14 protein-coding genes are annotated in these 21,282 nt (G+C 66.7%); 4 read left to right on the top strand and 10 right to left on the bottom strand.

The genetic code is table 11. The annotated features are described in order from the left end of the window. Positions 1-3: 3 nt before the first annotated feature. On the top strand, positions 4-1,194 hold the full coding sequence (locus tag WCE05_RS05740; RefSeq protein WP_368815580.1) for a type II secretion system F family protein: 1,191 nt from the start codon (positions 4-6) through the stop codon (positions 1,192-1,194). 35 nt (positions 1,195-1,229) lie between these two features. On the opposite strand, the gene xerC is transcribed toward WCE05_RS05740, so the two are convergent. Further along, the gene (gene xerC, locus WCE05_RS05735) at positions 1,230-2,144 is read right to left on the bottom strand and encodes a tyrosine recombinase XerC (protein WP_225789091.1); all 915 of its coding nucleotides are present in this window, start codon (positions 2,142-2,144) and stop codon (positions 1,230-1,232) included. 201 nt (positions 2,145-2,345) lie between these two features. Between xerC and WCE05_RS05730 the strand changes: the two genes are divergently transcribed. Continuing rightward, a complete protein-coding gene (locus WCE05_RS05730; protein ID WP_368815579.1) occupies positions 2,346-3,527 on the top strand; it encodes an NnrS family protein in 1,182 nt (393 codons plus the stop codon). A 280-nt stretch (positions 3,528-3,807) separates the two neighbouring features. Further along, positions 3,808-4,068: a DUF1652 domain-containing protein gene (locus tag WCE05_RS05725; RefSeq protein ID WP_225789089.1), complete on the top strand. Its 261-nt coding sequence runs from the start codon at positions 3,808-3,810 to the stop codon at positions 4,066-4,068. Here the strand turns inward: WCE05_RS05725 and WCE05_RS05720 are convergent. The 9 genes from WCE05_RS05720 to WCE05_RS05680 all read right to left on the bottom strand — a co-directional run bounded on the left by WCE05_RS05720 (position 4,065) and on the right by WCE05_RS05680 (position 20,247). After that, entirely contained in the window at positions 4,065-6,146 is a 2,082-nt protein-coding gene (locus WCE05_RS05720; protein ID WP_225789088.1) for a bifunctional diguanylate cyclase/phosphodiesterase, read from the bottom strand. The two genes, WCE05_RS05725 and WCE05_RS05720, sit on opposite strands and share 4 nt — an antisense overlap. Before the next feature lie 148 nt (positions 6,147-6,294). Further along, positions 6,295-7,797: an efflux transporter outer membrane subunit gene (locus WCE05_RS05715; protein WP_225789087.1), complete on the bottom strand. Its 1,503-nt coding sequence runs from the start codon at positions 7,795-7,797 to the stop codon at positions 6,295-6,297. Continuing rightward, positions 7,794-10,901 carry an efflux RND transporter permease subunit gene (locus tag WCE05_RS05710; protein WP_225789086.1) on the bottom strand — a complete coding sequence of 1,036 codons (3,108 nt, stop codon included), beginning with the start codon at positions 10,899-10,901 and terminating at the stop codon, positions 7,794-7,796. The genes WCE05_RS05715 and WCE05_RS05710 overlap by 4 nt, the downstream gene beginning before the upstream one ends. A gap of 109 nt (positions 10,902-11,010) precedes the next feature. Further along, positions 11,011-14,106 (bottom strand): MdtB/MuxB family multidrug efflux RND transporter permease subunit, encoded by a 3,096-nt coding sequence (locus tag WCE05_RS05705; RefSeq protein ID WP_225789085.1) that lies wholly within the window; start codon positions 14,104-14,106, stop codon positions 11,011-11,013. Beyond that, positions 14,103-15,365 carry an MdtA/MuxA family multidrug efflux RND transporter periplasmic adaptor subunit gene (locus tag WCE05_RS05700; protein ID WP_225789084.1) on the bottom strand — a complete coding sequence of 421 codons (1,263 nt, stop codon included), beginning with the start codon at positions 15,363-15,365 and terminating at the stop codon, positions 14,103-14,105. Before WCE05_RS05700 ends, WCE05_RS05705 begins: the two co-directional genes overlap by 4 nt. A 206-nt stretch (positions 15,366-15,571) precedes the next feature. Further along, entirely contained in the window at positions 15,572-16,072 is a 501-nt protein-coding gene (gene tpx, locus WCE05_RS05695) for a thiol peroxidase (protein ID WP_225789083.1), read from the bottom strand. Positions 16,073-16,218: 146 nt separating this feature from the next. Further along, the gene (locus WCE05_RS05690; RefSeq protein ID WP_253080242.1) at positions 16,219-17,511 is read right to left on the bottom strand and encodes a serine/threonine transporter; all 1,293 of its coding nucleotides are present in this window, start codon (positions 17,509-17,511) and stop codon (positions 16,219-16,221) included. Between the two features lie 355 nt (positions 17,512-17,866). Beyond that, complete coding sequence (locus WCE05_RS05685) at positions 17,867-19,066, bottom strand: amino acid aminotransferase (RefSeq protein ID WP_225789081.1); 1,200 nt, start codon at positions 19,064-19,066, stop codon at positions 17,867-17,869. 155 nt (positions 19,067-19,221) lie between these two features. Continuing rightward, positions 19,222-20,247 (bottom strand): Ldh family oxidoreductase, encoded by a 1,026-nt coding sequence (locus tag WCE05_RS05680; RefSeq protein WP_225789080.1) that lies wholly within the window; start codon positions 20,245-20,247, stop codon positions 19,222-19,224. Positions 20,248-20,396: 149 nt separating this feature from the next. Here WCE05_RS05680 and WCE05_RS05675 point away from each other — a divergent pair, with 149 nt between their 5' ends. Continuing rightward, positions 20,397-21,269 (top strand): MurR/RpiR family transcriptional regulator, encoded by an 873-nt coding sequence (locus WCE05_RS05675; protein WP_368815578.1) that lies wholly within the window; start codon positions 20,397-20,399, stop codon positions 21,267-21,269. Positions 21,270-21,282 lie beyond the last annotated feature (13 nt).

Here is a 21,282-nt window from a genome sequence, read left to right as displayed (position 1 = left end):
ACCATGCGCTACAGCCTCAAGGCCCTGGGCCGGCATGGCATCGTCCAGTTGCAGGTCGATGCCGAGGATGCCGAGCAGGCACGCCGCCAGGCCGAGGACCAGGGCCTGCGGGTGGTCAGCGTGCGCGGCGCTGGCGGCCTGCTGCATGCCCTGCCCTGGCGCCGGGCGGCGGATTTCGACCTGGTGCTGTTCAGCCAGGAGTTGGGCACCCTGCTCGAGGCTGGCCTGCCGCTGATCGATGCCTTGGAGAGCCTGGCCGAGAAAGCGCCCAGCGCGTCGGCGCGCAAGGTCCTCGAGGCGCTGGTGCGCCAGCTCTACGAGGGCCGCTCCTTGTCCCAGGCCCTGGGGCAGCAGCCACGGGTGTTTCCCGCCCTGTACGTAGCGCTGGTGCAATCGAGCGAACGCACCGGCGCCCTGGGCGACGCCCTGGCCCGCTACATCGGCTATCGCCAGCGCCTGGACCTGGTCCGGCAGAAGCTGGTCGGCGCCTCGGTCTACCCCCTGCTCCTGCTGCTGGTGGGCGGCGGCGTGGTGCTGTTCCTGCTGGGCTATGTGGTGCCGCGCTTCAGCCTGGTGTTCGAAGGCATGGGCAGCGAGTTGCCCTGGTTGTCGCGCGGGCTGATGCAGATCGGCCTGTTCCTGCACGCCCAGCGACTGCCCCTGGCACTGGCGACGCTGGCCGGTATCACGGCCCTGGTCCTGCTGCGCCGGCATCCAGCGCTGCGACGCTGGGCAGGCCGCCAGGTACGCCGTTGGCCCGCCCTGCACCAACGCCTGGTGATGTACGAACTGGCGCGCTTCTACCGTTCGCTGGGCATTCTCCTGCAGGGGGGTATCCCCATCCTCACCGCCATGGACATGGCCCGCGGCCTGCTCGGCAGCGCCGCGGCGGCCGGCCTGGCGCAGGCCCGTCAGCGGGTCGGCGAAGGCCTGCCGCTGTCCGACGCACTGGAAGCCGGGCAACTGGTGACACCGGTGTCCCTGCGCCTGCTGCGGGCTGGCGAGCAATCAGGCAACCTCGGCGAGATGCTCGAGCGCTGCGCCGACTTCCACGACCAGGAAATCGGCCGCTGGGTGGAATGGTTCGTGCGCCTGTTCGAGCCGCTGCTGATGACCTTCATCGGCCTGCTGATCGGCCTGATCGTGATCCTCATGTACATGCCGATCTTCGAACTGGCCTCGAGCATTCACTGAATGCCAGCTGCACGCTTCAAACTACACGCTGGAGCTCAGTAATCGAAGCGGTCGACGGCCCGCCGCCGCTCGTTGTCGTCGCGCCGGTCATAGCTCGCGGTGGTCTGGATGTTGGCGTGATGCGCCAGCTTCTGGGCGATCGACAAGTCGTGCTCCTCGATGACCCGGGTGATGAAGGCGCGGCGGAAATCGTGCGGCATGATCTTCACCCCTACCTGAGCACCGCGCTGGCGGGCGATGTAGTAGATGGCGTGCTTGGTGATCCGCGCGCGGGTGATGTGGTTGCCACGGCGGATACGGTTGAACAGGAACGGATCGTCCGGCTCGCCAGCAGGCAACTGTGCGCGCCGCAGGTCGAGCCAGGCCTGCAACTTCTCGAAGGCCCAGGTCGGCGCGTACTTGATCAGCTGGCGATTGCCCTTGCCCACGACTTGCAGGCTGCGCGCCTGGAAGTCCACCTGGTCCAGGTCGATGTCCACCGATTCCGACTTGCGCATGCCCGTGCCATACAGCAAGGCGATGATCGCCGCGTCGCGCACACCCTGCGGCCGTGGGTCGGCGGCGCAGAGCTCCATCAATTCACGGATCAGGCTGCGCCGCAGGTTGCGCCCCGGCGGCAGGCGGCTGCCGCTGGCCGGCTTGACCTCGCGGATGCGCAGCAGCCGCTCATGGTCGATCAGGCCCTGGCGCCAGGCCTCGTTCATCACCCCGCGCACGGCGTTGACGTACAAGGACGAGGTATTGGGCGCATAGCCATCGGCACGCAGCGCTGCCACCAGGGCGACGACGTGGCCGGGTTCGAGGCGGTGCCAGGGCACCTCGGCGATATCGCAGTCGACGAAGCCCAGCCGGTCGGCGGCATCCTGGAGGATGTAGCGCATGGTCAGCTGGCTCGAAGGCGCCAGGCGGGCCAGGTACTGCAACAGTGGATTGAGCAGAAGATCGGACAAAACGTGGATCCTGTAGCGCAGCAGGGGGCTGCAATGCATCAAGCGAGTCATTTCGACCTTTATGGATGTCGAATTGACAGCGAAACATGGAGTCATAGCGACTCCGCACCATGCCATCACCTTGATATACAAGGCTTTTGCCGATGGCACGGTTCGTGATGGTACCTCATTAGATGCCCACTGTTCGAACGAAGGTCCGCCATGCTCGCCCAGCCGATCGCTTCCCGCCCGCGCCAGGCCCTCTGGGCCCTGGGTTTTCGTCCGTTCTTCCTCGGCGGCAGCCTGTTCGCTCTGGTCGCCCTGCTGCTGTGGGGCGGCGTGCTGCTTGGCGTGCTCGCACCAACGCCGCCCGGCGGCATGCTGGCCTGGCACCGCCACGAGATGCTCTACGGCTTCGCCGCGGCCATCGTCGCGGGCTTCCTGCTCACCGCCGTGCAGAACTGGAGCGGCATCGCGGGCCTGAGCGGGCGGCCCTTGGCAGGCTTGTTCCTGCTCTGGCTGCTGGGCCGGGCCAGTTGGTTCCTGCCCCTGCCGGGCTGGCTGCTGGTACTGGTGCAAGGCAGCTTCCTGCCCCTGGTCGCCCTGGCCCTGGCGCAGCCCATCGTGCGGCGGCGCCTGCGCAACAATTACCCGATCGTCGGCTTGGTCCTGCTGTTGGCCGCCTGCCAGTGGCTGACCCTGGTTGGCTGGCTGCGCCAGGACGAACTGTGGCAACGTCGCGGGGTTTTCGCCGGCCTGTGGCTGGTGGCGGCGATGATGACGGTGATCGGCGGGCGGGTCATTCCGTTCTTCACCCGCCGCGGCCTGGGCGATATGACACCCGCCCCCGCCCGCCCCTGGCTGGACCGGCTGTGCCTGGCGCTCAGCGTCGCCGTGCCGCTGACCTTCGTCGCCGGCCTGGGCGATACGCCTCGCCTGCCCTTGGCCGCCTTGTTCGCCGCCCTGGCCGTGCTTCATGCGGTACGCTTGGCGCACTGGCACGCCCGGGGTATCTGGCGGGTACCGCTGCTATGGTCGTTGCACCTGGCCTATGCCTGGCTGCTGCTGGCCTGCCTGGGCATGGCCCTGTGGCACGCCGGGCTGGCACTGAACCCGAGCCTGGCCACTCATGCCCTGAGCGTCGGCGCCATGACCGGCTTGATCGTGGCGATGATGGCGCGAGTCAGCCTCGGCCATACCGGCCGCCCGCTGCAGGTGCCCGCCCTCATCGCCTGGGCCTTCGCCCTGATGCAGCTGGCGGCGTTGGCGCGGGTGCTGCTGGCGCCTTTCACACCGCTGGGGCTGAGCCTGTCGGTGCTGGGCTGGAGCCTGGCGTTGCTGCTGTTCCTCTGGCATTACCTACCGATCCTGCTGCGCCCGCGGATCGACGGCATGCCGGGGTGACGCAGGCCGGGCGAGCGGCACCGTTGGTCCGAAACCCCGCTGGGCAGTGAACTCACGTCGCCCCAAGCGCCTCGGCCGCCGCTCACCGCAGAAAACGTTTGCCAGGGCCTTCGGCCTGGCCCTGGTCATCCCTACCGGGGCTGTGATCGACATCATGCGTTCGCACATTTGTCATGTTTTCCACGGGACACTGGCGATGCAGCTGCTATCGTTACATTCCCACCGGCCAAGCGAACGGCCGCCCGATCACCGCGTTCAGGATCAGGACAAGGAGGCTGGCATGAACAAGATGACGTTCCCCAACGCCTGCCAGGTGATGCGCTGGCATTTCCACCCCTTGGGCTTCGAGGCGAGCATGGATGCGCCGCGCAGCATGGTCGCCCGATTGTTCGACCGCGCCACCGGCGAGACCTTGCTGGCCATCGCCGGTATCCCCTGCGCGACCATCATGGCCGCCGCCGATGTCGAGCGCATCATCGAGGCCGTGGAGGCCGAGATGGAGGCGTTCGTGCCGTTCTGTACCTTGCGTGACGCCAGTTAGCTCGCCTCGGGCTGGCGCGTCGCGTCCAGCCCGGCCATGAACTGCTCGGCCGGCACTGGCTGGCCGAGCAGGTAGCCCTGCAGCGAATCGCATCCCAGGCGGGTCAGGAACGCCTGCTGACGGTCGGTTTCCACCCCTTCGGCGACGATACGCAGGCCCAGCGCCTGGCCAAGGGCGACGATGGCCGAGACGATCGCGGCGTCGTCGCTGTCCTGCTCCAGGTCGCGGACGAAGCCACGGTCGATCTTCAACTCGTTGGCCGGCAGGCGCTTGAGGTACATCAGGCTGGAATAGCCCGTGCCGAAATCGTCGATGGACAGGTCCACGCCCATGTCGGCGAGCTTCTGCAGCACGGTCAGGCTGGCGTCGGCATCGCGCATGGCGGTGGTCTCGGTGATCTCCAGGGTCAGGTGGTTCGGCGGCAGGCGGTTGGCCTCCAGGGCGCGGGCCACGCTGGCGACCAGGCCAGCGTGGCAGAACTGGATGGCCGAGAGGTTGACCGCCATGCGCCAGCCCTCGTGCCCCTGGTCGAGCCACTGACGCATCTGCCGGCAGGCCTCGTCGAGCACCCACTCGCCAATGGGAATGATCAGCCCGGTCTTCTCCGCCAGCCCGATGAAGCGCTCCGGCAGCAACAGGCCGTGCTGCGGGTGTTCCCAGCGCAGCAATGCCTCGGCACCGATCGGCTGGCGGGCGACGGCATCGAACTTGGGCTGGTAGTGCAGGCGGAACTGGCCCAGCTCCAGGGCCGCGCGCAGGTCCTGGAGCAACTGCAGCTGCTGGCGGGCGTTGCTGTTCATCGAACTGTCGAAGAAGCTGTAGCCGTTCTTGCCGGCGCTCTTGGCGTGGTACATGGCGGCATCGGCGTTGCGCAGCAGTTCGTGCTGGTCCTGGCCATTGCCCGGGTAGAGCACGATGCCCAGGCTCGCCGACAGCTGCAGGTCGTGCTCGGCCACGCGGAACGGGCGCGACACCAGGTTGACCTGCTTGACCGCCACGTCCATGGCATCGTCCGGCTCGCGCAGTTGCACCAGCAGGACGAACTCATCGCCGCCGATGCGTGCCAGGGTGTCCTGGCTGTGCAGGTGGCCGCGCAGGCGCGCCGCCACGGCCTTGAGCAACTGGTCGCCGACATGGTGGCCGAAGGCATCGTTGACCGGCTTGAAGCCATCCAGGTCGATGAACATCAGGGCGAAACAACCGCCCTGCTCCGCCACCTTGCCGATGGCCTGCTCGATGCGGTCTGCCAGCAGGGTGCGGTTGGGCAGCCCGGTCAGGGTGTCGTGCAGCGCCAGCTGGATCAGTTCCTGGTTGGCCAGGGTCAGCGACTGGGCCAGCTCCGCGGTACGCGCTTCCAGGCGGGCGTCCAGCACCGAGGTGAGCAGTGCCACGGCGAGCACCGCCAGGGTGGTGATCAGCACCAGGTAGTCCAGGCCATCGCCGCGCAGGCCACCGGCCAGTGCACCGCAGAAACTGCCCTCGGGGAAGTTGGCCGCCGCCATGCCGGTGTAGTGCATGCCGACGATGGCGATGCCCATCAACACCGCCGCCGCGCCACGTACCTGGCGCACGTAGGGCGTGTGCCGGCGCAAGCGGAAGGCGATCCACAACGCCGCCGCCGACGCCCCCACGGCGATGGCCAGGGAGGCGCCGAACAGCGTCGGGTCGTAGTCGATGCCCGGCTGCATACGCAACGCGGCCATGCCGGTGTAGTGCATGCTGGCGATCCCGCCGCCCATGATCAGCGCGCCGAACGCCAACGACGGCCAGGGCAGGCTCGGTTGGCTGACCAGCCACAGGGCGAAGCCCGACGACAGCATGGCGATCAGCAAAGACAGCGCGGTCAGGGCCAGGTCATAGCCCAGGTCGATGGGCAGGCTGAAGGCGAGCATGCCGATGAAGTGCATCGACCAGATGCCGATGCCCATGGCGAACGCGCCCCCGCCCATCCACAGCCAGGCCGCCTGGCCCTTGGCCGTGGCGATGCGTCCGGTGAGATCAAGGGCGGTATAGGACGCCAGGATGGCCACGCACAGCGAGATCAACACCAGCGAAGAGGAGTAGCTACCGATCAGCATTTGCAGTTCCAGCGGCAGGCCCGGAGTGGGTCCGGAAAAAGCCGATGATTGTACTCAAGCCTTGCTGAAACGCACGGGTTTTCGCGAATGAGAATGGATCCATTCTAGGAAGGGGATTGGGGCCGCTTCGCCCCCCAAAAACCCAGGCTCAGTCCTGTCCGCTCTCCTGCGCCTCGGCAAACGCCTGCTGCGCTTCCCATCCGCCGCCCAGCGCGGCGATCAGTTGCACGCTGGCCACCAACCGCCCCTGCAGCAAGGTCAGCACGCTGCGTTCGTTGCTCAGCGCCGTGGTCTGCACATTGACCACGTCCAGGTAGCCGATCAGCCCGGCACGGTACTGGTTCTCGGTCAGGCGCAGCGACTCGCGGGCGGCATCCAGCGCCTCCTGGCGCACCACCGCCTCGTCCCCGTACACCTTCAGTTGCACCAGGTAGTTCTCCACTTCCCTGAAGCCATCGAGCACGGTCTGCCGGTATTGCGCCACGGTCTGGTCATACACCGCGACCGTGCGGTCGACTTCGGCACTGCGCCTGCCGGCATCGAACAGCGTCATGGCCAGTTGCGGCCCTACCGACCAGTAGCGGTTGGGCAGCTCGATCCAGTTGCTGAAGCTGCTGCTGGAGTAACCGCCACTCATGCTCAGCGTCAGGTCTGGGAAGTAGGCCGCACGGGCCACGCCGATATTGGCGTTGGCCGCCATCACATTACGCTCGGCCGAGGCGATGTCCGGGCGCCGCTCCAGCAACTGCGACGGCAGCGCCAGGGGAATCTGCGGCAAGGCCGGGATGTCGTTGCTGTCGGCCAGGGCGAAATCGGCCGGTGCCTTGCCCAGCAACACGGCGATGGCGTTCTCGTACTGGGCGCGCTGCCAGGCCAGGTCGATCAGGTCGGCCTGGGTGCTCTTGAGCTGGGTCCGCGCCTGGGCCACCGCATCCGGGCCGGCGACGCCCGCGCGGTACTGGTTCTCGTTCATCCGCAACGAACGCGCGTAGGCGGCGACGGTCGCTTCCAGCAGCCGCTTCTGCTCATCGATCACCCGCAGTTGCAGGTAGTTCTGCACCAGCTCCGACTGCAGGCTCAGGCGAATCGCCGCAAGGTCGGCGAAGCTGGCTTCGGCGCTGGCCTCGTTGGCGTTGAGCGTTTCGCGCAGTTTGCCCCACAGATCCAGCTCCCAGCTCACACCGAGCTGGGCGTTGTAGGTATTGCGGATACCACTGCTGTTGTTCGACAGGCTCGAGCTGCTGCTGCCGGTGCCCTGGGCCGAGCGGGTCTTGCCCACGGACAGGTCGAGGCTGGGGAACAGCGCGCCACGGCTGCTGCGTACCAGTGCCTGGGCCTGGCGGTACTGGGCTTCGTACTGCGCGACAGTCTGGTTGTTGCGGTTGAGCTCCTCGACCAGCGCGTTGAGCCCGGCATCGCCGTAGATCTCCCACCAGGCTCCACGCGCCAGGGCGTCGGACGGCTTGGCCTGGGTCCAGCCTTCGGCCTGCTTGAACTGGGCCGGCGTGCTCAGTTCGGGCCGATGGTAGTCCGGGCTCAAGGTACAGGCACTGAGCATCGCCACGCACAGCCCGGCGCCGAGCAGGCGCGAGCCGCGCCCGCGGGTCAGCCGCGTGAAGGCACGATGAAGTGGGGTCTGGGCAAAGTTCATAGCGGGGTTTCCAGTGCGGCGTCGGTGCGCACGCCGCGCCAATGGTTGAAGCGGTGGCGCAGGCGGTCGAGGTACAGGTAGACCACAGGCGTGGTGTAGAGGGTCAGGACCTGGCTGAAGACCAGGCCGCCGATGATGGTCAGGCCCAGGGGCTGGCGCATCTCGGCGCCCTCGGCGCGGCTGAGCAGCAGCGGCAGTGCGCCGAGGATGGCGGCCAGGGTGGTCATCAGGATCGGGCGCAGGCGCAGCAGGCAGGCGCGGCGGATCGATTCCTCCGGGCTCATGCCGTCGTTGCGTTCGAACTGCAGGGCCAGGTCGATCATCAAGATGGCGTTCTTCTTCACCACGCCGATCAGCAGGAACAGCCCCAGCAGCGAAATCAGGCTGAACTCCCCGCCTGTGGCGTAGAGCGCGAGCAAAGCGCCGACGCCGGCCGAGGGCAAGGTCGAGAGGATGGTCAGCGGGTGGATGTAGCTCTCGTAGAGGATGCCCAGTACCAGGTACACCAGCACCAGGGCGCCGAGGATCATGAACGGCTGGCCTTCCTGGGTCTTGGCAAAGGCATCGGCGGTGCCGCCGAGCTTGGCGATCACCGACTCCGGCAGGCCGACCTTGGCCACCGCGCGCTCCAGTGCGGCCATGGCCTGGTCGGGGCTGTAGCCCTCGGCGACGTCGAAGGCGATGTCCTCGGAGGCGAACTGCCCCTCGTGGCTGACCCGATCGTTGGCCAGGCTGTTCTCGTAGCGGGCGAAGCTCGACAGCGGCACCCGCGCCCCCTCGGCGGTGATCACCTGGACCTGCTCCAGGGTGCTCGGGTCCCAGGCGTACTTCGGGTTGATCTCCAGCACCACCTGGTACTGGTTGAGGCTGTCGTAGATGGTCGAGATCTGGCGCTGGCTGTAGGCGTTGTTCAACACCGTGGTGACCATGTCCATGTCGATCCCCAGGCGCTTGGCCTGGTCGCGGTCCACCACCAGGGTCACCTGCTGGGTGCCGGCGCCGTCACGGGCGTCGATGGCGGTCAGCTCCGGCAAGGCGCGCAGGGCCGCGGTGACTTTCGGGAACCACTCGCGCAGGGCCGCCAGGTCGCCGCTCTGCAGGGTGTACAGGTACTGCGAGGTGCTCTGGTCGCGGCCACCGCCACCCAGTTGCAGGTCCTGGTCGGCCATCAGGTACAGGCGCCCGCCAGGCACCTTGGGCAGTTCCTTGCGCAGGCGCTCGATCACCTGCTGGGCCGATATCCGGCGTTCGCTGATCGGTTTGAGGCGCACCAGCACCATGGCGTTGTTGGTACCGCTGTTGCCACCGATGAAGCCCGCCACGCTCTGTACCGCCGGATCCTGCAGCAATGCCCGGCGATAGACCTCCATCTTCGGCTGCATCACGGTGAACGACAGGCTGTCGTCGCCACGGATGAAGCCCATCAGCTGGCCGGTGTCCTGTTGCGGCATGAGGGTCTTGGGCACCACCACGTACAAGGCAATGTTGACGGCGATGGTCACCAGCAGGCTGACCAGGGTCAGGCGCTTGTGGCGCAGGGCCCAGCCCAGGCTGCGGTCGTAGGCGCCGACCATGCGCTGGTGCACCTGCTCGCTCCAGCGCTGCAGGCGGTTCTGCTCCTCGCGGTGCGGCTTGAGCCAGCGTGCGCAGAGCATCGGCGTGAGGGTCAGGGACACCACCAGCGAGACGATGATCGCCGCCGCCAGGGTGATCGAGAACTCCTGGAACAGGCCGCGCACGATGCCCCCCATGAACAGGATGGAGACGAACACCGCCACCAGCGAGACGTTCATCGACAGCAGGGTGAAGCCCACCTCCTTGGCGCCGAGGAAGGCCGCGCGCATCGGTGGCTGGCCGTCCTCGATGTGCCGGGAGATGTTCTCCAGCACCACGATGGCATCGTCCACCACCAGGCCCGTGGCGAGGATCAAGGCCATCAGCGACAGGTTGTTCAGGGAGAAGCCGCACAGGTACATGACCGCGAAGGTGCCTACCAGCGACACCGGTACCGCAAGGCTCGGGATCAGCGAGGCACGCAGGTTGCCGAGGAACAGGTAGACCACCAGGATCACCAGGGCCACAGCGATCAGCAGGGTGTGCTCGGCTTCCTTGAGGGTCGCTTTGATCACCGGCGAACGGTCCATGGCCACGTCCAACTTGACGCTGGCCGGCAGCAGCGACTGCAGGGCAGGCAACTGGGCCTTGATCTGCTCGACGGTCTCGATGATGTTGGCGTTGGTCTGGCGGTTGACCACCATCAGCACGGCGCTCTGGTCGTTGAAGAAGCCGCTGTTGTAGCGGTTCTCCACGCCGTCGGTGACGCTGGCGACATCCGACAGGCGCAGGATCGAGCCATTCTCCTGGCGGATCACCAGGGGCTCGTAGTCCTTGGCCTTCTCCAGCTGGTCGTTGGCGCGCACCTGCCAGTTGCGCTCGGCGTCCTCGACGAAGCCCATGGGCCGGCGCTGGTTGGCGTTGGCCACGGCGGTGCGCACCTCGTCCAGGGACAGGCCGTACTGGTTGAGCAACTGCGGCTCCAGGGAGATACGCACCGCCGGCAGGGAACTGCCGCCGATCTGCACTTCCCCTACCCCGCTGACCTGGGCCAGGCTCTGGGCCAGGATGGTATCGGCCAGGTCGTAGAGCTGGCCTTTCTGCAGCACGTCGGAGGTCAGCGACAGCACCATGATCGGCGCCTGGGACGGGTTGATCTTCTTGTACGTGGGCATGCTGCGCATGCCGCTGGGCAACAGGTTGCGGGTGGCGTTGATGGCCGCCTGCACTTCGCGTGCCGCACCGTCGATGTCACGCCCCATCTCGAAGCCGATGATCACCCGGGTGGAGCCCTGGTTGGAACTGCTGGTCAGGGTGCTGACCCCGGCGATGCTGCCAAGCTTGCGCTCCAGGGGCGTTGCGACGGTGGCAGCCATGACCTCGGGGCTCGCGCCCGGCAGGTTGGCCTGCACCACGATCACCGGGAAATCCATCTGCGGCAGCGGCGAAACCGGCAACAGGCCGAAACTGACGCCACCGAGCAGCATGATCGCCAGGCTCAGCAGCATGGTCGCCACCGGCCGGCGGATGAACGGGCCGGACAGGTTCATGGGCGGCCCCGGGCGGCGAAATGCAAGCGGCAAGCGTCAAGCTGCAAGCCGCACGAGAAAACCAGGCCAGCCACAAGCTCGACGTGCACACCGATCAGCTTGCCGTTGCTCATGCCGGCTCCTCCGTCAGGCGCTGCTTGCCGAAGCGCCGTGCAAGGCGGTCGAAGTAGAGGTAGATGACCGGGGTGGTGAACAGCGTCAGCACCTGGCTGACCAGCAGGCCACCGACCATCACCAGGCCCAGGGGCTGGCGCAACTCGGCGCCGGAGCCGGTGGCGAGCATCAGCGGCACGGCGCCGAACAGCGCGGCCAGGGTGGTCATCAGGATCGGCCGGAAGCGCAGCAGCGCCGCCTGGTAGATCGCATCGCGCGGGCTCATGCCCTGCTGGCGCTCGGCCTCCAGGGCGAAGTCGATCATCATGATCGCGTTCTTCTTGACGATGCCGATCAGCAGGATGATGCCGATGATGGCGATCATCCCCAGGTCGTTGCCGCTCAGCAGCAGCGCGAGCAAGGCGCCCACCGCCGCCGATGGCAGGGTCGAGAGGATGGTCACCGGGTGGATGTAGCTCTCGTAGAGCACGCCCAGCACGATGTACATGGTCACCACGGCGGCGAGGATCAGCAGCAAGGTGCTCGACAACGACGCCTGGAACGCCTCGGCGGCGCCCTGGAAGCGGGTCTGCACGCCCAGCGGCATGCCGATCTGCTGCTGCACCTGCTCGATCACCTGGACCGCCTCGCCCAGGGACGCACCGTGGGCCAGGTTGAACGACATCATCACCGCCGGGAACTGGCCGATATGGGAAATGGCCAGTTGCGCCTGGCGCTGCTCGATGCGCGCCAGGGCCGACAGGCGCACCTGGCCGCCATCGCTGGCCTTGACGTGGATCGACTCCAGCGCCTGCGGGCCGATGCTCGACGCGGCCTGGGACTGCAGCACCACGCGGTATTGGCTGGCCTGGGTATAGATGGTGGAGATCTGCCGCTGGCCGAAGGCGTCGTACAGGGCGTTGGTGATCTGCGACACGCTGATGCCGAGGCGGCTGGCCATGTCGCGGTCGATCACCAGGTAGACCTGCAGGCCCTTGTCCTGCAGATCGCTGGCCACGTCCATGAGCTCGGGCCGTTGCTGCAGGGCCTGGACCAGCTTGCCGCTCCATTCGGCGAGCATGTCGGCATCGGGCGAGGACAGGCTGAACTGGTACTGGGTGCGGCTGACCCGGTCCTCGATGCTCAGGTCCTGCACCGGTTGCATGAACAGGCGGATGCCCACCAGCTTGTCCAGTTGCGGCTGCAGGCGGTCGATCACGTCGCTGGCGGTGACGTCACGCTGGGTATGGGGCTTGAGGTTGATCAGCAGGCGGCCGCTGTTGAGGGTGGCGTTGTCGCCATCGACGCCGATGTAGGACGACAGGCTCTGTACCGCCGGGTCCTGCAGGATCACCTTGCTCAAGGCCTGCTGGCGCTCGCTCATGGCGGCGAACGACGTCGACTGCGGCGCCTCGGAGATGCCCTGGATCACCCCGGTGTCCTGCACCGGGAAGAAGCCTTTGGGCACGATCAGGTAGAGGAACACGGTCAACGCCAGGCTCGCCACCGCCACCATCAGGGTCAGCGGCTGGTGCTTGAGTACCCACTGCAGGGCGCTGCCGTAGTGCTCGATCAGCCAGTCGATCCAGGCGCCGCTGGCGCGGTAGAAGCGCCCCTGCTCCTCGGCCTTGGGCTCGCGCTTGAGCAGGCGGGCGCACATCATCGGCGTCAGGGTCAGGGACACCACCAGGGAGATCAGGATCGCCACCGCCAGGGTGATGGCGAACTCGCGGAACAGCCGGCCGACCACGTCGGCCATGAACAGCAGCGGGATCAGCACCGCGATCAGCGAGAAGGTCAGCGACACCAGGGTGAAGCCGATCTGCCGGGCGCCCTTGAGCGCCGCCTGCATCGGCGTCTCGCCCTCCTCGATGTGCCGGGAGATGTTCTCCAGCATGACGATGGCATCGTCCACCACGAAACCGGTGGCGATGGTCAGGGCCATGAGGGTGAGGTTGTTGATCGAGAAACCGGCCAGGTACATCACGCCGAAGGTGCCGATCAGCGACAGCGGCACGGCGATCGACGGGATGATCGTGGCGCTGACGCGGCGCAGGAAGACGAAGGTGACCATCACCACCAGGGCGATGGCGATCAGCAGCTCGTGCTGCACGTCCTTGACCGCGGCACGGATGGTCTGGGTACGGTCGGTGAGGACCATGACATCCAGGCCGGCCGGCAGGTTGTCGGTGATCGACGGCAGCATCTGCTTGATCCGGTCGACCACCTCGATGACATTGGCCCCCGGCTGGCGCTGGATGTTCAGCAGCACCGCCTGGTTCTCGTTGGCCCAGGCCGCCAGGCGCTCGTTCTCGGCACCGTCGACGATCTCGGCGACGTCCTTCAGGCGCAGCGGTGCACCGTCGTTGTAGGCCAGGATGAGGTTGGCGTACTCCTCGGGCGAGCGCAGCTGGTCGTTGGCGTCGAGCATCGACACCCGGGTCGGGCCGTCGAAGTTGCCCTTGGGTTGGTTGACGTTGGAGGCACCGATCAGGGTGCGCACATCGTCCAGATTCAGGCCGTTGGCGGCCAGGGCATCGACGTTGACCTTGATCCGCACCGCCTGGCGCTGGCCGCCGGCGATGCTGACCATGCCCACGCCGCTGATCTGGGCGATTTTCTGGGCCACGCGGGTATCGACCAGGTCGTTGAGCTTGGGCAACGGCATGGTCTTCGACGAGATGGCCAGGGTCAGCACCGGGGTGTCGGCCGGGTTGACCTTGTTGTACACCGGCGGTGCCGGCAGGTCGCTGGGCAGCAGGTTGCTGGCGGCATTGATCGCGGCCTGCACCTGTTGCTCGGCGACGTCCATGTTCATGTCCAGGCTAAAGCGCAGGGTCAGCACCGAGGCGCCGCCGGAACTGGTCGAGGCCATCTGGGTCAGCCCCGGCATCTGTCCGAACTGGCGCTCCAGTGGCGCGGTGACCGCGCTGGTCATCACCTGGGGGCTGGCACCGGGGTACAGGGTCATGACCCGGATGGTCGGGTAGTCGACCTGGGGCAAGGCCGAGACCGGCAGCAGCTTGTAGGCGATCAGGCCGGCCAGGACGATGGCCAGCATGCTCAGCGTGGTGGCGACCGGACGGAGGATGAACAGGCGCGACAGGTTCATGCGCCCGCCTTGCGCGGCTCATCGGCCTGGGCCGAGCCCTTGGCGTCCTGGCCCTGCAGGTGCTGGCCGGGGGTGGTCGGGACTTGCGAGCTGTCTTCCACCACGTCCACCAGGCTGCCCTCGCGCAGGCGGTCGGTGCCTTCGAGCACCAGGCGATCGCCGGCGGCCAGGCCCTCGAGGATCACGCTGCGCTCGCCATCGCTGGCACCCACCTTGAGCTTGCGGATGTTGACCTTGTTCTGGGCATTGACCACGTAGGCGAAGGTACCGTCGTTGCCGAACTGGATCGCCGCGGCCGGGGCCAGGACCACCTGTTTGAGGGTATCGGCCAGCAGGCGCACGTTGACGAACTGGTTGGGGAACAGGGCCTGGTCCTTGTTCTCGAAGCGGGCCTTGAACTTCAGGGTGCCGGTGGTGGTGTCGATCTGGTTGTCCGGGCTGCCCAGCACGCCGGTGGACTGCAGCTTGGCATCGCCACGATCCCAGGCCTCGACCGGCAGGCTGGCGCCGCTGCGGTAGCGCTCGAGCACGGTGGCCAGTTCCGTCTCCGGCAGGGTGAAGGCGACGTTGATCGGTTCGGTCTGGGTGATCACCGCCAGCGCGGTGGTGTCGTTGGCCGCCACCAGGTTGCCCAGGTCGAGCTGGCGCAGGCCCACGCGGCCGCTGATCGGCGCGCGGATCTGGGTGAATTCGAGGTTCAGACGGGCATCGTTGACCTGCGCCTGGTTGGTCTTGACCAGGCCCAGGAACTGCGCCACCTGGGCCTCGGCGGTGTCCAGGGTCTGCTTGGCGATGCTGTCCTCGGCGTACAGGCCCTTGTAGCGCGCCAGGTCGACCTGGGCGTTCTTCAACTGGGCCTGGTTCTGCGCCAGGGTGCCTTCGGCCTGCTGCAGGGCGATGCGGTAGGGGCGCGGGTCGATCTCGGCAAGCAAGTCGCCGGCCTTGACCTGCTGGCCTTCCTTGAAGTGGATCTTGACCAGCTCGCCGGCCACCCGGCTGCGCACGTTGACCGTGTTGGTCGCCGTTACCGTGCCCAGGGCCTTGTAGTACAGCGGGAAGTCACCGACGCGCACCGGCTCCACGCGCACCGGCACCGGGTCGGCGGAGGCGCCGAAGCCAGGACGCCCGCCTGGGCGCCCGCTCGCTTCCTTGTTGGCCGGCGATGCAGGCCACAGCCACCAGGCCAGCAGGGCCACCAGCAGCAGGATCAGCAGGCCGACGAGCCAGCGACGAGGGGAACGGGAGACGGAAGCTTGCATGGGTTGAACGAACCTTGTTCAGGAAATGGCGGCTTGGGGAGGTTGAACGATAAGCACTGGCACCGTTTTAGCAAAGGGCCTTTACCAGGGATTTACCTTCGGCTTACGTTGCCAAGACGCTGAACTTTAAATGAAAACGGCCTGGAAAGCGTTCCAGGCCGTTACAGGGTGTAACCCCAGGGGGCTGCACGGCAGCCCCGGTACATTTATTTCAATACAGCCAGCGCCGCGTCGTAGTTCGGCTCGTCGGCGATTTCGCCGACCAGTTCGCTGTGCAGGACCTTGTCGTTCTCGTCCAGCACCACCACGGCGCGGGCAGCCAGGCCGGCCAGGGGGCCGTCGGCGATGGCCACGCCATAGTTCTCGAGGAACTCACGGCCACGCAGGGTCGACAGGTTCTTCACGTTCTCCAGGCCTTCGGCGCCGCAGAAGCGCGCCTGGGCGAACGGCAGGTCGGCGGAGATGCACAGCACCACGGTGTTGGCCAGGTCGTTGGCCTGGGCATTGAACTTGCGCACGGAGGTGGCGCAGGTCGGGGTGTCGACGCTCGGGAAGATGTTCAGCACCTTGCGCTTGCCGGCGTAGTCCTTCAGCGACTTGTCGGCCAGGCCTTCGCCAACCAGGGAGAAGGCCGGCGCCTGGGCACCGGCCTGCGGCAGGTTGCCGTTGACCTGTACGGGGCTGCCTTTGAGGGTCACTTGAGCCATGACATGAATCCTTATGCGAGGTTTGAAAAGGACACCGAGTTAAGCACGAAGGCGCCCGGGTGCCTAGTGGCCCCTCGAGCTGCAAGCGACAAGCCAAGGCGCACCACGTCGCTTTTACTTGAAGCTTGCAGCTCGAAGCCGCCCCCTCACCCCAGCAGGCTATCGACCACCGAGTAGACCACCGAGGACATGGCCATCAGGCCAAGCACCACGACGAAGACGTTGGACAGCGCGCCGCTGTACTTGCGCATCGACGGCACGCGGCGGATGGCATACATCGGCATGAGGAACAGCAGCGCAGCGATGATCGGGCCGCCGAGGGACTCGATCATGCCCAGGATGCTCGGGTTGAGGGTGGCGACGATCCAGCACACCACCAACATCAGCGCAGCGACTACACGGTCCATGGCCTTGGCGCCTGGGCGCAGGCCGGTCTTGGCGATGATGCCCTTGAGGCCTTCGCTGGCCCCGATGTAGTGCCCCAGGAACGACTTGGCGATGGCGATGAACGCGATCAACGGCGCGGCGAAGGCGATGGTCGGGTTGCTGAAATGGTTGGCCAGGTACGACAGGATCGACAGGTTCTGCGCCTTGGCCTCGGCCAGTTGGGCGCTGCTGAGGGTCAGCACGCAGCTGAAGACGAAGAACAGCACCATGGCTACCATCAGCAGATGGGCGCGTGCCAGGATCTGGCCGCTGCGCTCATCGGCATGTTCGCCGTAGCGACGCTTCTGGTCGACGGCGAAGGCCGAGATGATCGGCGAGTGGTTGAAGGAGAACACCATCACCGGGATCGCCAGCCACAAGGTGTGCAGGAAGGCCGAGCCTGACGGCAGTTGGGTGGCGCTGTCGAGGATGCCGCCATTCCAGTGCGGCACCAGGTACAGGGCCAGCAGCGCCAGGGCGACGATGAACGGGTACACCAGCAGGCTCATGACCTTGACCGTGGCCTGTTCACCGCAGCGCACCACCAGCAGCAGGCCGAAGATCAGCAGGAACGACAGGAGCGCCCGCGGTGGCGGGGTCATGTGCAACTGGTGTTCCATGAAGCTGCTGACGGTGTTGGTCAAGGCCACGCTGTAGATCAGCAGGATCGGGAAGATGGCGAAGAAGTACAACACGGTGATCAGGGCACCGGCCGTGATGCCGAAGTGTTCCTCGACCACCTCGGTGATATCGCCGCCGTTGCGCCCGGAGAGCACGAAGCGGGTCAGCCCGCGGTGGGCGTAGTAGGTCATGGGGAAGGCCAGCACGGCCAGGATCAGCAGCGGCCAGAAACCGCCGAGGCCGGCGTTGATCGGCAGGAACAGGGTTCCGGCGCCGATCGCCGTGCCGAACAGGCCCAGCATCCAGGTGGTGTCTTGTCGCGACCAGCTGCCGAGGGTGGCGGGGGTCGATTCTTCGAAGCGCCGTTCGACGCTTGGGGCCTGCTCATTCATTCCGGGTGCAACTCCACTCGCAAGACTGCAACAGGCTGAGAGCGGCGAAACACAAGGCCTCGCGCACCTCAACCGAAAAAGAGGGGCGCGATTGTGCGCTGATTGGGTTGCACTTGCATAGCCCTGCCCGAGGGACGGTTGCACCTTGGGTGGGAATTTTCTGAAACCAGGCGTTACCTGATTGGAGGAATGGGTTGCACCTTCACCCAGGAAGCCTGGCGGCGAACGCACTCGCGGGCAAGCCCGCTCCCACAGGGGCCGAGCCGGTCGCCAACGATACGACTGGCAGGATCATGGGAGCGGGCTTGCCCGCGAATGTGATCGACCAGGCACCCCGAAAGGGTGCCCGCCTGCATCAACCCTGTTGAACGGCCGCGAATGCCTCGGCCACACGGCGCAGGTTGGCCGGGCGCAGGCCCGACATGCACACCCGGCCGCTGTCGATCAGGTACACGCCGAACTCGTCCCGCAGGCGACGTACCTGCTCGACGCTCAAACCGGTGTAGCTGAACATGCCGCGCTGGCGCAGGAAGAACTGGAAGTCCTGGCCCGGCAGCAGTTCACCGAGCAGGTCCACCAGCCCCTGGCGCATGTCGAGGATACGCTTGCGCATCGCTTCCACTTCCGCCACCCACTGGGCATTGAGTGCGGCATCGCCGAGCACGCCGGCGACCAGTTGGGCGCCGTGGCAGGGCGGGCTGGAATAGTTGCGGCGCACGGTGGCCTTGAGCTGGCCGAGCACGCTCTGAGCGGTGGCGTCGTCGTCGCAGACCACCGACAGGCCCCCTACCCGCTCGCCGTACAGCGAGAAGATCTTCGAGAACGAGTTGCTGACCAGGCACGGCACCCCGGCGCGGGCCATTTCGCGGATGGCGTAGGCGTCTTCCACCAGGCCTTCGCCGAAGCCCTGGTAGGCGATGTCGAGGAACGGGATCAGCTGGCGCGCCTTGACCACCTCGACCACCTGCTGCCACTGGTTCTGGTCCAGGTCGACGCCAGTGGGGTTGTGGCAGCACGGGTGCAGCAGGACGATGCTGTTCTGCGCCAGCCCCTGCAAGGTGGCGAGCATGCCGGCGAAGTCCAGGCCACGGCTGGCCGGGTCGAAGTACGGGTAGGTGTGGACCTTGAAGCCCGCGCCCTCGAAGATCGCCCGGTGGTTGTCCCAGGTCGGGTTGCTGACCCAGACCTCGGACTGCGGGAAGTAACGCTTGAGGAAGTCCGCACCGACCTTCAGCGCCCCGGAGCCGCCCACGGTCTGCACGGTGGCCACGCGACCGCCTGCCACCGCCGGGTGATCGGCACCGAACAGCAGGGCCTGGATCGCCTGGCGATAGCTGGCCAGACCTTCCATCGGCAGGTACAGGGAAGCCTCGTGGGGCTGGCCGGCCAGGCGCTTCTCCACCTCGCCCACCGCCGCCAGTTGCGGCACCACGCCAGCCTCATCGTAGTACAGGCCGATACTCAGGTTGACCTTGTCGGCACGTGGGTCGGCCTTGAAGGTCTCCATCAGCGAGAGAATCGGGTCGCCGGCATAGGCATCGACATGTTTGAACACAGCGCACAGCTCCTTGGATCAGGACAGTTCGGGAAATGCTGCCCCCGAGGATACCTGCAGTGGCGCCACAGGAACATCACTGATGTGCAAGGTGTTCAGTGCAGGCCTGCACGACATAAGGACAGCGGTATGCTCTGAGCGGCCATTGGGCCGTGTCAGCCAGCCAGCGCCTCGAGCCCCTGCAACTCCTGCTCGCTCAGTGCCACGCCTTCCCGCTCGGCCACCTCCCGCTCGCGGTAGCGCCGCTCCCCCGGCATACGGGTCAGCCCCACCGCCTGCATCTGCTCCACCAGCTCCCGGCTGCGCTGGGCAAACCGCTGCCCTTGTGCCTTGCTCGGGTCGATGACAATGATCAGTTGCCCGGTCCAGGGCGTCTTCGCCCCCGGATGCCCGGACCAATCGAACTCCCAGGAGAAATGCCCACCGGTCAGCGCCGCCGCCAGCAACTCGACCATCATCGACAGCGCCGAGCCCTTGTGCCCGCCAAACGGCAGCAGCGCGCCGCCTTCGAGGATCGCCGCCGGGTCGCAGGTCGGCTGGCCCTCGGCGTCCACGCCCATGCCCGGCGGCAACGTCTCGCCCGCCCGGGCGGCGATCTGCACGTCGCCATGGGCCATGGCGCTGGTGGCCATGTCGAAGACGATCGGATCATGCCCTGCGCAAGGCGCGGCAAAGGCGATGGGGTTGGTGCCGAACAGCGGCTTACGCGCCCCATGGGGCACCACGCAGGTCATGCTGTTGACCACGCTGAGCGCCACCAGCCCTTCGTCCGCGAAGGGCTCCACGTCCGGCCAAAGGGCGGCGAAGTGGTGCGAGTTGTGGATCGCCAGCACCGCGATCCCGGCGCTGCGAGCCTTCTCTACCAGCAGCGCCCGGGCCGCCGCCAGGGCCGGCTGGGCGAAACCGCCAGCGGCGTCGACGCGCACGTACCCCGACGCCACGTCACTCACCTGGGGCTGGGCACGGCCATCGACCCAGCCGCTGGCCAGGGTCGAGACGTAGCCGGGCATGCGGAACACGCCATGGCTGTGGGCGCCATCGCGCTGGGCGCTGGCGCAGTTGTGGGCGAGCACCGCGGCCACCGCCTCGGAACAGCCGTGACGCAGGAAGATACGTTGCAGCAGCGCCTGCAGCTCGGCAAAAGGCACGCGCACGACGGGGCTGGCGGAAGGTGCGGACATCTGGAGCTCCTTTCTTGGCATTGGAATGGCTACAGCGTAAGGCAATGGCGAAGACTTTCCCGCGAATGGCAGTTATCTGTCAAATATTGACTTAGTGACAGAAAACATCCATTTTCTATCCCACGCCTCAGCCAGCCCGGAGCCGCGACATGAGCCAACCGATCAAGCAACGCCTGGAGAACAGCCTGCACGGCGCCACCGCCTCGGGCCGCAAGATCGCCAGCTACATGCTCGCCAACCTGCACGAGCTGCCGTTCCAGACCTCGGCCAGCGTCGCCGCCAAGCTGGGCGTCAGCGAGTCCAGTGTCGGCCGCTTCTGCCGCGCCCTGGGCTATGCCCACCTCAAGGCGCTCAAGCAAGACCTGCAGAGCGACCTGGGCGACGGCCCCTGGCTGGTGGGGGATCGCCTGCAAGCCTACCGCCAGAACCGCGAAGCTGCCGACAGCGCCGGCAGCCTGGAGCTGGAGATCGCGGCACTGGTGCGGGTGCACGAATACAGCCGTGGCCAGGCCTGGCAGCAGGTGGCCCAGCGCCTGGCGGACAAGCCGCGGGTGTTCGTCGCCGGTTTCCAGACCGAACGCGGCATCGCCATGTGCATGAGTCACCTGATGCAGTACCTGCGCGACGGTGTGCAACTGGTCGATGGCAGCGCCGGGCACTTCGGCGAGGTCTTGCTTGGCCGCGCCGAGGACAGCGCCTTGCTGGTGTTCGAGGCGCGCCGCTATTCACGCCATGCCCTGCAGCTGTGCCAGAAGGCACGCCAGGCCGGCATTCCGGTCACCTTGGTGACCGACACCTTCTGTGACTGGGCCGAGGCCAACGCCGACGAGGTGTTCCGCATCCCCACCGAATTCAACCTGTTCTGGGAGTCCACCTCGGCGATGCTGTCGTGGGTGCACCTGATGGTCAACGAGGTCTGCAGGAAACTCGGGCCCGATGTTGAAAGACGCTTGGAAGCGACTGCCGCTCTACATAACGAGTTCGTCGGCTACACCTCGTGGCCAGCGGGCAAACAACAATAGCAAGAGTGCAAGT

It is taken from the genome of Pseudomonas sp. I2, from assembly GCF_040984075.1.
Lineage (GTDB): Bacteria > Pseudomonadota > Gammaproteobacteria > Pseudomonadales > Pseudomonadaceae > Aquipseudomonas > Aquipseudomonas guariconensis_B.
Note: the sequence above shows the minus strand (reverse complement) of the source record. Positions and strands in the feature narration are given on the sequence as shown.